At 69.2% G+C, this 14,886-nt stretch carries 13 protein-coding genes; 9 read left to right on the top strand and 4 right to left on the bottom strand.

Annotated features, from left to right (window positions below; all coding sequences use genetic code 11):
• Nucleotides 1-11: 11 nt before the first annotated feature.
• Nucleotides 12-1,508, bottom strand: a complete 1,497-nt coding sequence (locus GPX89_RS08710) for a sugar transferase (protein WP_157386683.1) — start codon at nucleotides 1,506-1,508, stop codon at nucleotides 12-14.
• A gap of 488 nt (nucleotides 1,509-1,996) precedes the next feature.
• Here GPX89_RS08710 and GPX89_RS08705 point away from each other — a divergent pair, with 488 nt between their 5' ends.
• A complete protein-coding gene (locus GPX89_RS08705) occupies nucleotides 1,997-2,614 on the top strand; it encodes a YdcF family protein (protein ID WP_157386682.1) in 618 nt (205 codons plus the stop codon).
• 41 nt (nucleotides 2,615-2,655) lie between these two features.
• Nucleotides 2,656-3,279 carry a serine acetyltransferase gene (locus GPX89_RS08700; protein WP_157386681.1) on the top strand — a complete coding sequence of 208 codons (624 nt, stop codon included), beginning with the start codon at nucleotides 2,656-2,658 and terminating at the stop codon, nucleotides 3,277-3,279.
• Here GPX89_RS08700 and GPX89_RS08695 read toward each other — a convergent pair.
• The 3 genes from GPX89_RS08695 to GPX89_RS08685 are packed head-to-tail and all read right to left on the bottom strand — an operon-like array spanning nucleotide 3,224 to nucleotide 6,692.
• Nucleotides 3,224-4,549, bottom strand: coding sequence for a lipopolysaccharide biosynthesis protein (locus GPX89_RS08695; protein ID WP_157386680.1), 1,326 nt, complete (start codon nucleotides 4,547-4,549; stop codon nucleotides 3,224-3,226). The two genes, GPX89_RS08700 and GPX89_RS08695, sit on opposite strands and share 56 nt — an antisense overlap.
• Complete coding sequence (locus GPX89_RS08690; protein WP_328601611.1) at nucleotides 4,546-5,427, bottom strand: glycosyltransferase family 2 protein; 882 nt, start codon at nucleotides 5,425-5,427, stop codon at nucleotides 4,546-4,548. The genes GPX89_RS08695 and GPX89_RS08690 overlap by 4 nt, the downstream gene beginning before the upstream one ends.
• Before the next feature lie 8 nt (nucleotides 5,428-5,435).
• Complete coding sequence (locus GPX89_RS08685; protein WP_328601610.1) at nucleotides 5,436-6,692, bottom strand: hypothetical protein; 1,257 nt, start codon at nucleotides 6,690-6,692, stop codon at nucleotides 5,436-5,438.
• 83 nt (nucleotides 6,693-6,775) lie between these two features.
• Here GPX89_RS08685 and GPX89_RS08680 point away from each other — a divergent pair, with 83 nt between their 5' ends.
• From GPX89_RS08680 to GPX89_RS08650, 7 genes are all read left to right on the top strand, one after another.
• A complete protein-coding gene (locus GPX89_RS08680; protein ID WP_157386678.1) occupies nucleotides 6,776-7,345 on the top strand; it encodes an LbetaH domain-containing protein in 570 nt (189 codons plus the stop codon).
• Nucleotides 7,345-8,448, top strand: coding sequence for a glycosyltransferase (locus GPX89_RS08675; RefSeq protein ID WP_157386677.1), 1,104 nt, complete (start codon nucleotides 7,345-7,347; stop codon nucleotides 8,446-8,448). Before GPX89_RS08680 ends, GPX89_RS08675 begins: the two co-directional genes overlap by 1 nt.
• Nucleotides 8,445-9,188: an SGNH/GDSL hydrolase family protein gene (locus GPX89_RS08670; protein ID WP_157386676.1), complete on the top strand. Its 744-nt coding sequence runs from the start codon at nucleotides 8,445-8,447 to the stop codon at nucleotides 9,186-9,188. The genes GPX89_RS08675 and GPX89_RS08670 overlap by 4 nt, the downstream gene beginning before the upstream one ends.
• Nucleotides 9,185-9,862 (top strand): YveK family protein, encoded by a 678-nt coding sequence (locus tag GPX89_RS08665; protein ID WP_157386675.1) that lies wholly within the window; start codon nucleotides 9,185-9,187, stop codon nucleotides 9,860-9,862. The genes GPX89_RS08670 and GPX89_RS08665 overlap by 4 nt, the downstream gene beginning before the upstream one ends.
• The gene (locus GPX89_RS08660; RefSeq protein ID WP_157386674.1) at nucleotides 9,859-10,992 is read left to right on the top strand and encodes a Wzz/FepE/Etk N-terminal domain-containing protein; all 1,134 of its coding nucleotides are present in this window, start codon (nucleotides 9,859-9,861) and stop codon (nucleotides 10,990-10,992) included. The genes GPX89_RS08665 and GPX89_RS08660 overlap by 4 nt, the downstream gene beginning before the upstream one ends.
• Before the next feature lie 69 nt (nucleotides 10,993-11,061).
• Nucleotides 11,062-11,802 carry a hypothetical protein gene (locus tag GPX89_RS08655; protein ID WP_157386673.1) on the top strand — a complete coding sequence of 247 codons (741 nt, stop codon included), beginning with the start codon at nucleotides 11,062-11,064 and terminating at the stop codon, nucleotides 11,800-11,802.
• The gene (locus GPX89_RS08650; protein ID WP_157386672.1) at nucleotides 11,799-14,753 is read left to right on the top strand and encodes an oligosaccharide flippase family protein; all 2,955 of its coding nucleotides are present in this window, start codon (nucleotides 11,799-11,801) and stop codon (nucleotides 14,751-14,753) included. The genes GPX89_RS08655 and GPX89_RS08650 overlap by 4 nt, the downstream gene beginning before the upstream one ends.
• The last annotated feature ends 133 nt before the right edge of the window (nucleotides 14,754-14,886 follow it).

Genomic DNA, 14,886 nt, shown 5'->3' with positions numbered 1-14,886 from the left:
TCACTCGGCGATCAGTAGGCGCCGTCACTGCGGGTCACCGCCGTGATCGTCTTCGCGATGATCAGCAAATCCTGAACCATCGACCAGTTTTCGACGTAGGACAGGTCCAGCCGGACCGACTCGTCCCAGGACAGATCCGAACGGCCCGACACCTGCCACAGTCCGGTCACTCCCGGCTTGACCAGCAACCGCCGCCGCACCTTGCCGTCGTAGCGCTCGACCTCGCCGGGTAGTGGCGGGCGCGGCCCGACCACGCTCATCTCGCGGCGGATCACATTGATGAACTGCGGCAATTCGTCCAGGCTGTAGCGCCGCAGGATCCGCCCGATCGGGGTGACCCGCGGGTCCTCACGGATCTTGAACAGCGGACCGGCGCCCTCGTTGTCGGACTCGAGCGCCGCGCGCCGCTGATCGGCGTCGGGGAACATGCTGCGGAACTTGATCATTCGGAACGGCACGCCGTCCAGACCGATCCGCTCGGAGCGGTAGAAGACCGGGCCGCGGCTGTCGATCTTGATGGCCACCGCCGCGATGAGCATCACCGGGGAGACGAGCAGCAGCGCCGACACCGCGAAGGTGAGGTCGAAGACGGCCCGGCCGAACGAGCGCGACCGGCCGTACTGCGGCTTGGCGATGTGCAGCAGCGGCAGATTGCCGATCGGGCGGATCGCCATGCGCTGATCGGCCACATCGACCACGCCCGGCGTCACCACCACGCCCACGCCCAGCGGGGCCAGCTGCCACACCAGATCATTGATGCCGCGCGCGCCGAGATGCTCGGTCGCCGAGATCGCCACGAGGTCGGAGCCGGTCTGGCGCACCGCGTCCAGCACGGTGGTCTCCGCGCCGACGAGGATGGGCACGTCGGGAAGTTCGCTCTCCCCGCCGAATTCCTTGTCGTAGGGGCTGTAGACGCCGACCACCGAATAGCCGACCGCGGGGTCGCGGGCGAAACAGGTCATCATCTCGCGAGCCGCATCGGGACCGCCGAGTACCAGGACCGCGGTGCGGTAGCGTCCGCTGCGGCGCTGCGCCGCGGCATAGCGCCGCCACAGCATCCGGTTGACCAGCAGACCGAGCAGGCCGAAAGGCAGCGCGATCGCCAGATACCCACGCGCGAAATCCAATCGGAACAGCAGCGAGACGATCCCGATCAGGCCGAACAGCCGCAGGGTGGCCGAGGTCAGCTGGCGATACTCCTCGAGCCCGGTGCCCAGCGCACCCGGCGAGGCGGCGTTGCCGGCCACCAGGAACCCGAACCAGGACAGCGCCAGCAGCACCGAGATGATCGAGTACCCGATACTGGCGTCGCCTGACCAAGCGGCCATTTGATCGTTGTCGTCGATGCCGCCGAACCGGATCAGTTGTGCCGCACCGATGGTCGCGACCAGGACGAGCGCCTCGCAGACCCGGACCCGGCGGCCGTATTCGGTCTGCCATCGCTCACGGTCGGAACGCCACTCCGGCGCGGACCCCCTGATCCGCGTCCGGTCAATTTGGAAGGCCATCTGCGCTCCATCCCCACGCCGAATTGCCAAGCTGCCGACGCTCCCCCATTGGACGCCCGGGCAGAATATTATCGGTTCCGTCCACCGCAGGTCCATGTTTCACCCGCAGGCCGGAGCTTCTTTGAAGATCCTGAATACTTCTGAGTATCAACATATTTGATGTGCCTCATCGAAGATTCGCTGAGAGATCCCCGGCGCGCGGTCGGAGAGGGTGCGGGCCATGACGACATCGCAGGGCAGAACGAACAGCACGAAATCGACTGGGCCCCAAGGGACGAAGACCGTGACCCCCGAAGGGGGTCACCACTGAGTTCGCAACACCTGCGCAGGGTGTTACGGAAATTCCGGCCTCGCGTCGCGTACGCGCGACCGAACCGGTCGGCTCCATTCTCACGCTGATCGGCTCGCCGCCGCCGACCAGGTACGTCGAGACGGAATCGTAGACTGTCACCGACAAATACGGACGAGTACGGAAGACTCCCGCCCGCATGACAGCGAACGACGAGGACACCGCCGCGGAACCGGTGCGCCCCCGACCGCGCGGCCTCGCCCGGCAGCGCCGTCGGGCCCGCGGGCTGCGGTGGGCGCTCGCGAGCGTCGGGGTGCTGATCGCCACCATCGCCGGTGCGGGATTTCCGGTGTACGCGCAACCCCAGATCGACCACCTGCGGCGGGCGGATGCGATATTCGTGCTCGGCGGGGAGGGATTTCACCGGTATCCGTACGGTCTTTCGCTCGGCGGGCAGGGGTGGGCGCCGACCGTCCTGATCTCGAATCCCTACGGCACGCGCGACGACTGGCTCACCGATGTCTGCAAGACGCCGCAGACCGGTTTTCAGCTGATCTGCTTCGTTCCGGACCCGCCGACCACGAAAGGTGAAGCGCGCCAGCTGCGCCGCCTCGCCGCCGAGCACGGTTGGAAGACGGTGATCGTGGTGACCTTCCGCCCGCACATCTCGCGGGCGCGCTACATCCTCGAACAGTGCTACGACGGCGATCTGGTGATGATCGAGAGCCCGGAACGGATCCCGTGGTACCGGTGGGTCTACGAATTCGGGTACCAAACAGTCGGATACGCGCGCGCGGCTCTGCAATCCGGCTGCTGAGGGAGCCCGCGCGGACCGACGGCCCGCTTAGGATGAGCGGCATGGCTGCCGAGCTGTGGGCGTTGCGACTGCGGGTCGCCCGGGTGCTGGCGTACCCCCTGTGGCGCTGTGCCGCCGCGGCCGAGGAGGTGCGCGCCGATATCGCCTGGTGGATCGAGTGCATCGACGCGCCGAAACTGACCGCGCTGGAGGAATACTCGCGTTTCGCCTATCTGGCGGCCGCCCTGCCCGAGTTCCGCACGCTCGTGCACTACCGGCTGCGCGGCCGCTCGCCCGTGCTGCGAATCCTGTTGCGAGCCTGCTACCGGCCGCTGCCGACGCTCACCCTCGAGGCCGATCGCATCGGGCCCGCCCTGTTCATCCAGCACGGCGTGGGCACCATCGTGACCGCCGAGTCCATCGGCAGCCACTGCTGGATCAATCAGCAGGTGACCGTCGGCCACGACGCGAAAGGCCGCCCGACACTGGGCGATCGGGTCCGGGTCGGCGCGGGGGCGGTGGTGCTCGGCCCGATCACCCTGCACGACGGGGCCACCGTGGGGGCCAACGCGACCGTCATCCACGACGTACCCGCCGGGGCGACCATGGTCGCGCCGCTGGCGACGGCGCTCACCGCCCGTCCGGGCGTCGATGGCGACCGGCCGAGCGGCCGCGCACCAGCCTAGGCACCCACACCAGATCCGGGACCACCTGTGCGAGCAGGGTTCCGAGCGCGGCGGCGCAGACGACCCCGACCGCGCCGTATCGCGCGGCGACCGCGATCCCGAGCCCGATGCTGAGCGCGGCCATCACCACCGTCCAGCCCGCCTGCCAGCGCGCCTCGTTCGGCTTGGTCAGCAGGACGTTCGCCGGTAGATGCGTGCTCTGGACCAGGAGCAGGGCGCCGAAGGCCAGCGCCAGCTGATACGACACGTCGATCCGGCCGCCGGACAGGATCGCGGCCGCCCACGGGCCCAGCGCCGCCAGCGCCACCGCCCCGAGCGCCGCGGCCCCGACGAACATCCCGGTGATCCGCCACCAGATCCGGACCGTTTCCGCCGACGCGCCACGGCGTTTCACGAAGACCGGCCAGTACGCCAGGCCCGCCGTCGAGATGACCTGCCAGATCACCCCGTAGATCTGGGCGATCAAGGCGTAGCGCGACAGCTCGTCCGGCGTGGACAGATGCGAGAGCAGCAAACGGCCGCTCTGCAATCCGGCGGGGAGCCCGACCCCGACGACGAACAACCACACGCTGCCCGCGAGCAGCCGCGTGCGCGGTTCGGGAACCGGGGCGAACGCCGACCGGCCCAGCCCCGAGAGCCGAAGCGCGGCAACGGTGCCGACGCTCTGCCCGGCCAGCACGCCGACCAGCGCCGACACGCAATACCAGATCGGGCGCACACCGGCCGCGGACAGCGCCAGCGTGGTCAGCAGGGCGAACGCCGGACAGCTCATCAGCACGAGCGTCGCGAGCTCGTTGCGATCGATGCCGATGAGAATGCGCACGCCCAGCCCGGCCGGGATGGTCAGCGCGAACAGGACCGCGGCCACGGTGATCGCCCAGCCGTCCTGCGGGCCGGACGACAAGCCCGTCAGCACCGTCCAGCTCCCCGTCGCCAGCAGCGTGAACGCGGCGACCGTCAGGCCCGCGGCGACGCCGAACAAGACCCGGTAGGCGCGGCGGACGACATCGGCGGCCGAGGGATCATCGGCCAGCTGGGCACTCGCGCTCAGGACCGTCGCCCCGATGCCCAGGTCCGCGAACGGGAACAGCAGCGTGACCGTGGCGATGAGCGAGACCAGACCGAACACCGCCGAGCCGGTCTGCCGCACGATGATCGCGGTGTTCGCCAGGCCCAGCAGCGCCACGATCGGAGTGCCCGCGATGCGGTAGCCGGCGCTGCGCAGCAAGGCCCGGCGTTCGCCGGGCGCCAGCCGGATCGGATCGGTCATCGCCGCAACAGGATCCGGACGCCGTTCAGCACGGCGTAGGCCAGCGCGAACGGGCCGGGACGCCCGTGGCGCAGCGCGGCCCGCAGCGCACGGCCGGCCCCGGCCGCCGAACCGGCCGCGACCGCGGCGCTGACCGGGCTCGTGCACAGATAGTCACCGCGAATCCGGGGTGACTCGGCGCGCAGATACTCCAGTCCCCAGGCGATGTAGTCGTCCACGCGGTCGACGCTCGCCCGCGAAACCGATTCGCCCCCAACGTGATACGTGCCCAGCACCTGCGGCACCTGGATCACCCGCACCTGCGGGCGCGCCCGCTGCACGGCCAGCAACCAGGTCGGTTCGTCGTGGACCGTGTCGGCGTCCCATCCGACGAGCCGAGCCAGTTCGGTCGGGAAGCACAGGGTCGAGGTCTGCAGGACGGCACCGCCGACGCGCAACGAGGTGAATCGGAACAGATACCGCGCCACCGATTCCCGGGGTGCGATCAGGCGGCGCGGCCAGACCCATCGCAGGCTCCCGGGGCCGGATACCTCGACCCGTGAGGAGCAGATCCAGTCGCGCCCGGCCTCGGACTCCGGGTTCTGCGACCGGACGGCTTCGAGCTGGCACCGCAGTTTCTCCGGCCGCCATTCGTCGTCGTCATCGAGCAACGCGATCACCGTGCCGCGTGCGGCGACGATACCCGCTTGCCGCGCGGCACCCGGCCGGAGGCGATCGGCGGTGCGCACGAGCGTGATCCGGGTGTCGGCGGGCAGGTCCACCGCGAGACCTTCGGCGGCCACGACCAGCACCTCGGTGACCGGGTACGTCTGGCGCAGCGCCGATTCCACCGCGCGGCGCAGCGACGCTCGGCCGACGGTCGGCACGATCACGCTCACCGCCGGATTCATGACGCCGGAGTCGTCGACGGCGTTCGCCGGAAGTGGATCGCGAGGTACGCCAGCACCAGGCACGCGAGCTCGGGGAGCATGCCGTAGGTCCAGGGCGCGTAGAGCAGGTCCCACACGCCTTGCAGCGCGACCACGACGAACAGCGGAGCCCATTGCCCGAGCCGCCGGTAGTTCCAGAACACCCCCGCGCAGGCGACCAGGATCAGCAGCGGCAGCAGCGCCGCGATCAGCCCGCCCTCGGCCCAGGCGCCGAACAGAATGGAATGGAAGGCGGAGTAGTCGAATACCGGCAGCCGCCAGTACAGCTCGTACGGGAAGGTCGGCGCGAATCCGATCCGGATCGCGAGATGTTCCGCCCGCGTATACAACTCGGGCGTGAGGTGCTGCGCGCTGCCCCAGCCGAGCAGCGGCCGCTCCGCGATCGCGGAGAAGGTCATCGGCGGCTCGGTCCGCCCGGCCAGCAGCAGGGGCAGGTGCGTCGCCTCCTGCTCGACCGTCTTGCGCTGCAACGCCGGTCCGAACAGGCCCGCCCGCGCGGCGATCGGCATGTAGTACGCGAACAACAGCCCGAACCCGGTCACACCGGCCAGCGACCAGCCGCGCCCGATCCGGGTGCCGAGCACGTGCCGGACCCCCAGCCACACCGCCGCGACCAGGCACACCAGCGCGTGCGAGCGGAAGTTCAGCCCCAGGCTCGCCAGCGCGAGCGCGCCGAGCGCACCGGAGATCACCAACGGCCGGGCGCGGAACCGAATCAGCGCGTACACCAGCACAACCGTCACCGCGTGCGCGATTCCGTACTTCCACAGATCAAGGAACCGACCGGTATTGGTCAGCTCGATGCCGTGGAACATGAAGAACCCGATGCTGCCCACGGCGACCCCGGCGAGCAGCGCGGCGATCGCGTCGACCGACCGACCGGTGAGCACCGCGAACCCGATGAAATACAACGCGAACGCGGGCGCCGCCAGCGCATTCGGCCACAGGACGCTCACGTGGTTCACCACGCACGAGACCAGGAACGAGATCCACGCCAGCGCCGCGATCACGACCGGCACCAGATCCACACCGCGATGCGACATCAACGCGAATCCCGGCAGCGCCACCAGACAGATCACCGACAGCCCGGTCACGGTGAAGTTCGCGACCTGCATCCCCGACGTCGCCCCCACGACGACCAGCACGGCCGCCGACATGTATCGGAGACGCTCCGGCGTGAAGGTATTTGCCGGCGTGAACCGTAGATCGGTCACTTGGTCCAATCCCCTTGCAACAACGAACGACTGGCGTCCTCTCGGAAGATAACGGTACATTGATCGCGCCAGGGGAGGTCGTTATGCGGGATGCTGTACCGGAAGGAACGTCGGCAGCGCCGGAACGATCCCTGGCAGCGTTGCGGGGGCACTCCTACGACAAAGGCCGTGGTCTGGCGGCTCAGGCGCTCTGGGTGGCCGTCTCGACGCTGATCTTCACCCAGGTGTGGTGCCCGAATCGGTTGCGGGTGGCGATCTTGCGGATGTTCGGCGCGAAAATCGGTACGGGGGTACTGATCAGGCATCGGGTGAGTGTGCAGTGGCCGTGGAAGCTGAGTGTGGGCGACGATTCGTGGGTCGGGGTCGGGGCGGAGTTGTACAACATCGAACCGATCACCCTCGGGTCCAATGTCTGTGTGTCCCAACAGGCCTACCTGTGCACCGGCAGTCACGACCGGCGCTCGCCGAGCTTCGCCTACGACAACGGGCCGATCGTCGTCGAGGACGGGGTGTGGGTGTGCACGCGGGCCACCATCCTGCGCGGCGTCACCGTCGGCGCGCACTCGGTGATCGGGGCGACCGCGCTGGTCAGCGCGGACGTGCCGCCGTATTCGGTCGTGCGGCCGCCGCCGCCCGTGGTCACGCCGCGCTGATGCGGATCCTGCACCTGGTCACCCTGGTGTCACCGGAGGGCGCCTACGGCGGGCCGGTGCGGGTGGCGTTCAACCAGGCGGCGGAGTTCCTCGGTCGCGGCGACGACGTGATCGTCGCGGGCGCCGCGCGCGGATACGACACCCCGCCCGCGCGGGTGGGGAACGTTCCGGTCCGATTGTTCCCGGCTCGAACCCTGGTTCCCGCAACGGGTTTCGCCGGACTCGGAGCGCCCGGCCTGTGGCGGTGGGTGCGCCGCCACGGCCGCGGCTTCGACATCGTTCATATTCATCTCGGCCGCGATCTGGTGACGTTGCCCGCGGCGCTCGCGGTGCGGCACGCGGGCACGCCGTATGTCGTTCAGCCGCACGGGATGATCACGCCGTCCTCGCATCCCCTCGCCGCACCGCTGGATGCCGCGTGGACCCGGAAGGTACTGCGTGATGCGCGCGCGGTCTGCTTCCTCACCCCGGCCGAACACGACGATCTGACGGCTGTCGCCGGACCGGGCCTGCGCCTGACGCGGGTGGACAATGGCGTCCCCGCCTATCCGCACGCGACCGCGGCGGGCACACCCGAGGTGCTGTTCGCCGCCCGACTGCACGCCCGCAAGCAGCCGCTCGCCTTCGTCGAGATGGCAAAGGCGTTGCTCGCCAACGGAACCGTCGCGAACTTCACCCTGGTCGGCCCCGACGAGGGCGAGGGCCCGGCGGTGCGGGCGGCGCTCGGCGCGGACCCCCGGCTGCGGTGGCTGGGCCCGCTCGATCCGGCCCGCGTGCCCGAGCGGATGGCCGACGCCGCCGTCTTCGTGCTGCCGTCGCTGCGCGAGCCCTACCCGATGGCGGTGCTGGAGGCGATGGCGGTCGGCCTGCCGGTGGTGATCCCGCCCGACTGCGGACTCGCGCCACTGGTCGAGCGCACCGGCAGCGGCATCGTGACCGGCTCCGCCCCAACCGAACTCGCGGCGGCCGTACGGTCACTGCTCGCCGACCGGGAACGGGCCACCGCCATGGGCGAACGCGGCCGCCGGGCCGTGGCCACCGAACTGGGGATGGCACGCATCGGCGACCGGCTACGCGAGCTCTACGATGCGGCGACCCGATGACCCGGGCCAGGGCTGTCGATCTCGCGGCGGCGATCCTCGCGATCGCGATCGCCGCCGGGCTCGTGTTCGCCCTGCACACCGGTCCGACCGCACACGGCGACAGCACGCCGCAGCGGCTCACCATCCCCGAACCGGAGGAACCGGCCGCCCTGTTCATCGGCGATTCCTACACGGGCGCGAGCACACTCGCCGAGATGTCGTACGCGTGCCAGGCGGCGGTGCGGATGCACTGGCTCTGCGACCTGGCCGCCATGCCCGGCACCGGCTACATCAGCGGCGGGCAGGCCAATCGGTTCCACATCGAGTACCTCGGCGACTCGACCACTTTCGACGAACGCGTCCACGGGCTGGCCAAGCGCGCGGCACCGGACATCGTGGTGCTCGACGGCGGCCGCAACGACAAGTTCGCACCGATCGAGGACGTCTACGACGCGGTACGCGGCACCATCGAGGACATCCGCGCCGCCTGGCCCGCGGCGAAGATCGTGTTCGTGCGGCCGCGGTTCCTGCAACGGCCCAGCGACGACTGCGGTTTCGACGACGACTTCGTGGCACGGTTGAAGCTCGACCCCGCCACGGGCGAGTTGATCGTGGTCGATCCACTGCTGTCCTTCGACAGCATGGACACCGGTGCGCTGGTCGGCCCGGACGGCATGCATCCGAACGCGGACGGCAACAAGCGAATCGCGGCCGCCCTGGTCGACAGCCTCACTACCCAAGGATTGGCGGCGGCGCGATGAATTCCACTGTCTCGCACGACGCCGTCGGCGCGGCGTATTCGGATACCGCCGTGCTCGCGTATCTGAGGCTGCTGCGCAGACGATGGCGTTGGATTGTGTGGGGCGTCCTGGCGACCCTGGCGGCCACCACCGTTTTCCTGCTGGTGCGCCCGCCGGTCTACCGCTCCGAGGCGACCGTGTTCATCCGGACGCCGGGCGACGTGAGCCGTGTCGTCGACGGCGGGGATTCCTATGCCAAGGCACGCGGCCGGACCTATGCGGCGCTGGCCACCAGCCCGGATCTGGCCGCGGTCGTGATCGGCGATCTCAAGGTGAAGGCCGATCCGGTCCGATTCGCCGACCGCATCTCCGCGTCGAACCGGACCGGAACCGTCTTGATCGATATCGCGGTCACCGGACCCACCGCGGCGGAGACCACCCGGACCGCGCAGGTCTTCCTGACCGACTACGCGGCCCTGGTCCACACGCTCGAGACGGTGCCCGGCAGCGCGGTGCCGCGCGCCGAACTGGTGGTCGTCACCGGGCCGGGCCGCCCCGAGCGCGAAGTCGCCTGGGGCGCACCGCTGTACGTCGTCATCGCCGGGGCCGTACTGACCGGCTTCGTACTCGGCGCGGGCGCGGCCGTGGCCCGCCGGCTCTTCGAACCCGACACCGAACACGAGGCGAACAGTTGAAGCTGAATCAATTCTTTGCCCAATTGGGCAGGTACTGGGCGACTTTCGGCATAGTCGCCGGGCTCGTCGCCGCGGCGGGCATCACGCTGGCCGTACTGCATCCGCCGCGCTATGTGTCGACGACCCAGCTGCTGGTGTCGATCGAGGGCTCGACCACCGCGTCGGCCTACGAGAACGACAATGTCGTCACCGGCCGGGTCAGCACCTATGTCGCGCTGCTCACCACCGATGCCGTCGCCCAGCGGGTGATCGACAAGCTCGGACTGCACGAATCGACGCGTGACCTGGCCGGGCAGGTGAGCGCGGCGGTGGTGCCGCCGAAAACGGCCGTCATCGATGTCACGGTGACCGATTCGTCCGCCGAACGCGCCCAGCGCATCGCGCAGACCATCGGCCCCGAATTCATCGCCTACGCCGACAGCGTCGAGACGCCGACCGGCGAGGACAAGCAGAAGGTGCACACGAAGGTCGTGACCGCGGCCAGCGCACCCGGCAGCCGGCTGCCCGCGATCATCGCGCTGAGCGGACTCGGCGTGCTCACCGGACTGCTGCTCGGCTTGGTGGCGGTGTGGATCCGCGCCCGCACCGACCGGACTATCCGAACCAGTGCCGTCGCGACGACATTCGGGGTGCCGGTCCTCGGCGCGGTCGCCGCGGTGCCCGCGCCCTCGGAACGGGAGTTCATCGGCTACCGCGGACTGCGGGCGCACCTCGAGCAACTCTCACCCGCCCCATCGGTCTGGGTGATCACCAGTGCCACAGGCGAAGTCGACGTCACGACCGCGGTGCGCAATCTGAGCCGCACCGTCGAACGGCACGGCGGGCAGCCGATCGTGCTGGCCGGGGACACCGTCGATCCGGTACAGGCGAGAGCCGAGATCGACCCCGTGCGGACCGACCACACCCATGTGCTGCTGGTCGCGCCGCCGGTAACGAAAAGCGTCTCGGCGTCGGTGTATGGAGCGTTCGCGGATGGTGTGATCCTGCTGGTGGCGCTCGGCTCGACGCGGCGGCGCGACGTGCGCGAGGCGTTGGCGCAACTGCGGGCGGCGGCGGTGCGCGTGGCGGGCGTCGCGGTCGCGACGACGTGGAAACACAGTGGCGAATACGTGGAAACACAATCGAACTGAAGGATGACGAGGTGTCGTGTAGGTTCGGCCTTCGAGGCGACTTCACGATGCCCGAAGGGGGAAGTTGACATGGATTTATTCGATGTCGCGCGCTCGTGCGCTCGCCGCTGGTACGTGATCCTGCCGCTGCTGGTCCTGAGCCTGCTCTACGGGAAGCACACCTATCAGCAGGCCAAGCCGGTCTACTACGCCAATGCCGTAATCGGTTTCGCGCCACCGAGTTACCGCTACGACCAGGCGGTGGCCGGTGAACCGGTGCGGCGCAACGGACTGCTCGACGTCGGCGGCGCGACCCTGCTGGCGAATCTCGCGGCGCTGGGGCTGCGGCAGCCCGCGGTGGTCGACAAGGTCGTCGCGGGCGGCGGCCAGCCCAACTACGTCGCGCGCATGTTCCCCACCACGACCGGCTCCGCGCAGATCCCGCTGGTCATGCTCGAGGAAACCTCCGCCAACCCGCAGACCACCTCCAAGACCCTCGAACTCGTGACGGCACAGGCGGATTCGACGCTGCGGACCCTGCAGCAGGGCGCGCAGGTCCCCGAGGATCAGATGGTGTCCTCGTTCACCGTGCAGCCGCCGAGCACCCCGGTCGCGGCGCTGCCGTCGCGCACCCGGTCGACGATCTCGGTCCTGGGCGCGGGCATCGGTCTGTCGATCCTGCTGGCGGTGCTGGTCGATGTGGTGCTCGAGCGTCGCAAGCGCGGCCGCCGCACCGAACCGCCCGTCCCGTACACCCCCGGTGAACCGCCGCTGCCGCCCGGCCCGGGCGCGCCGGTGACCGGCAACGCCCGGGCTGCGAATTCGATGTGAGCACCATCGAAGTCGTCGCCTCCCGGCCCGACATCGGTGAGCGGCGGCGAGAAGCCAAGCCGTGGACGCTGGCCGTGCTGTGCGTGCTGATCCCGATCCTGCCCGCCTACGTCGTGCCCGGCGGACCGCTGAAAAGCAATGGCGCACCGGCGAAGATCCTCGCGGTGGTGCTGTTCGGGCTGGTCGTGCTCGGCTTCCTGGCCGGGCGGCGGGAACGGGGTGAGCGGCGGTTCAATCCCGGTGTGGCGGTCATCCTCGCCTACTTCTTCACCTGGCTGGGGATCTGGGGGCTCGGGCGGCTGCACATCGACGACCCGCTGCTCGAGGCGGCCAAGAATCGCGCGATCATCGCGCTGGTCGCGAACATCGGTGTCGCGCTCTATGTTTTCAGCCGGATCAAGACGGCCCGCGACCGTGATTTCGTGCTCGGCGCGCTGCTGATCGGACTGTCCTTCGAATGCGCGGTGGGGCTGCTGCAGGGCATCACGTCGATCGACCTGCGCTTCCTTTTCAAGCCACCGGGTTTCATCGTCAATGCCGAGGACCTCACCCTGACCGAACGGATCGGGGCCAAACGGGTCATCGGGACCGCGCAGCACGCCATCGAGTTCTCGGTTCTGGCGGTGGCCGCGGTACCGCTGGGCATCTACTTCGCGCGCAACGCGCGGCGCACCGGGGTTCGGGTGCTGGCGGCGCTCGGCGCGTGCCTGGGGCTGGCCGCCATGCCCGCCGCCGTCTCACGGTCGGGCGTGATCTCGCTGGCGGTCGCGCTGCTCATCTACATGTTCTATTTCCGGGTGCGGACCATCGTGACCGCGCTGGTGGTGCTGGCGCTCGCGATCGGTGCGTACATCGTGGTCTTCCCGACCGTCGTCGACGCACTGTGGCGGACCATCACCGGCTCGGCCGACGACCCCAGCATCAAGCACCGCACCGAGGACTACGCGGGCGTCTCGCAGATCTTCCACGACCATCCGCTCTTCGGCCTCGGGCTCGGCGGGCAACCCCACCTGCTCGACAACGAGTGGCTGCAGACCGTGGTGCAGGGCGGGCTCGTCGGGATCATCGCGATGATCGCCCTCAGCGGCGGAACGATATTCGGGATCTCGGCGAGCCTGCGGGCGGCGCGGACGCCGCGCGAACGCGAGCAGGGGTACATGATCGGGGCGGTCGCCGCCGCGATCCTGGTGTCCAGCACCACCTTCGACCTGTTCTACTACCAGCAGGCGACGCTGATCTTCTTCGCGGTGTTCGCGCTGCTGTGGACGACGTACTCGATTCCGTCGGAGGGGGGTGGCGCGGACAGGCTCGTCCGAGGGAAACCGCCCACACCCCATGGGAGACCACCCGCCATCGGCAATTCGCTCGCGGCTGCCGGGGAATCGCCTGTGGCCGCAGGGGAATCACCTCCGCCTGTCAGGGAATCGGCTGTGGCCGAGGAGAAGCCGTCCGCGGGCGACAAGAGCCTGTCCTCGGGCGTGCGCTGGACCAGCGTCTCGATGGTGGGGCGCGAGATCGCGCGCACCGGGTTCACCGTGCTGCTCGCGCGCCTGATCGGGCCGGAGGCGTTCGGTGTCGTCGCGCAGGCCACCGTGTACCTGGGAATCCTGAGTCTGCTGCTGGACCAGGGTTTCGCCAGCGCGTTGATCCAGCGCCCGAACCTCGACCGGTATATGCCCGGCGCCACGATGACCGTCAATATCGGCGTCGGCACGGTCCTGGCCGCCATCACCATCGCGATCGCACCGGCGTGGGCGGCGTTCATGCACACCCCCGACCTGAAATGGGTCCTGATCGCGCTGGCCCCCAGCCTGATAGTTCGCTCCGCGTCGATCACCCCCCGTGCGATGCTCTGGCGCGAAATGGAGTTCCGCAAGAACGGCATAGCCGACATCTCCTCGGCTCTCCTCGGCGGCGTGGTCGGTCTCGCGGTCGTGATCGCGGGCGGCACCTACTGGGCCCTGGTCGCCCAACTCGTCACCACCGATGTCGTCATCGCGGTCGTCCTGATCACCGCCGCCGGCTCCTGGCCGAACCTGCGCCTGGGCCGCCTCCGCGAAATCGCCGGCTTCTCCTGGCGCGCCTTCGCCGGTGCGGTACTGGTCAATTCACTCTCCCGCAACGCCGACAACCTCCTCATCGGCCGCTTCCAGGGCGCCCAAGCCCTGGCCTTCTACGCCCTGGCCTACCGCCTGCTCCTGCTGCCGGTACAACTGTGTGTCCAGAGCATCGGCTCGGTCCTGTTCCCTCTCTTCGCCCGCCTCGCCGACGACCTCCCCGCCCTGCGCGCCGAACTGGCCCGCGCCACCAAATTCGTAGCCCTCGCCGCCATCCCCGGCATGGCCCTGGTCGCCACCGCCGCCCCGCAACTGATCCGCCTGGTCTTCGGATCCGCCTGGGCCCCAGCCATTCCCATCGTCCAGGTCCTGGCCATGGCCGGAGCCCTCCAAGCCGTCTACCAACCCTCGACGATCCCGGTCATGCTCGGCCTCGGCCACGCGAAACTCCAACTCCGCTACGCCATCCTCTGCACCACGGCCTCCATCGGCGGCATCATCGCGGGCCTCCCCTTCGGCCCCCTGGGCGTGGCCATCGGCTACACCGCCGCAACCGTAACCCTGGTCCCCCTCGAATGGCTCGTCCGAAAACGAGTAGCCGGAGTCCCCCTCCGCGCCCAGTTCACCCAACTCCTCCCCGGCCTCCACATCGCCTTCTGGATGGCCGCCGCCTACGCGACGATCGCCCTGACCCTCCACGGCCACAACATCACGATCCTGTGCGCCGGAACAGCATTCGCCCTCGCGGTAGGTGCCGCGGTCCTACGCCTGGCCTACCGCCCCCAACTCGACGAACTCCTCGACCTCACCCAACGAGTCCTGGGCAAACGGATACCGGGCAAACGCGGCGAAACCACAACTCCGCAAACACCTCATCAAGCGTCTCCGCACTGATTCGCACCAGCAATACGAGGTGGTGATGGCACTCTGCCATAAAGGATGGCGGGAGTTGCTATGAAGACGTGGATGGTTCGGGCGGGGGTGGCGGTTGGGGATGCGGCGGGTGGATCGTTTGTGGTGCTCAATG

The sequence above is a fragment of the Nocardia terrae genome, assembly GCF_009760405.1.
GTDB lineage: Bacteria > Actinomycetota > Actinomycetes > Mycobacteriales > Mycobacteriaceae > Nocardia > Nocardia terrae.
Note: the sequence above shows the minus strand (reverse complement) of the source record. Positions and strands in the feature narration are given on the sequence as shown.

What these genes read in the sequence shown, in the direction of transcription:
- GPX89_RS08680 (WP_157386678.1), top strand. Translation starts at nt 6,776, where the DNA reads ATGCGGGATGCTGTACCGGAAGGAACGTCGGCAGCGCCGGAACGATCC.
- GPX89_RS08655 (WP_157386673.1), top strand. Translation starts at nt 11,062, where the DNA reads ATGGATTTATTCGATGTCGCGCGCTCGTGCGCTCGCCGCTGGTACGTG.
- GPX89_RS08700 (WP_157386681.1), top strand. Translation starts at nt 2,656, where the DNA reads ATGGCTGCCGAGCTGTGGGCGTTGCGACTGCGGGTCGCCCGGGTGCTG.
- GPX89_RS08695 (WP_157386680.1), bottom strand. Translation starts at nt 4,549, where the DNA reads ATGACCGATCCGATCCGGCTGGCGCCCGGCGAACGCCGGGCCTTGCTG.
- GPX89_RS08675 (WP_157386677.1), top strand. Translation starts at nt 7,345, where the DNA reads ATGCGGATCCTGCACCTGGTCACCCTGGTGTCACCGGAGGGCGCCTAC.
- GPX89_RS08705 (WP_157386682.1), top strand. Translation starts at nt 1,997, where the DNA reads ATGACAGCGAACGACGAGGACACCGCCGCGGAACCGGTGCGCCCCCGA.
- GPX89_RS08665 (WP_157386675.1), top strand. Translation starts at nt 9,185, where the DNA reads ATGAATTCCACTGTCTCGCACGACGCCGTCGGCGCGGCGTATTCGGAT.
- GPX89_RS08710 (WP_157386683.1), bottom strand. Translation starts at nt 1,508, where the DNA reads ATGGCCTTCCAAATTGACCGGACGCGGATCAGGGGGTCCGCGCCGGAG.
- GPX89_RS08670 (WP_157386676.1), top strand. Translation starts at nt 8,445, where the DNA reads ATGACCCGGGCCAGGGCTGTCGATCTCGCGGCGGCGATCCTCGCGATC.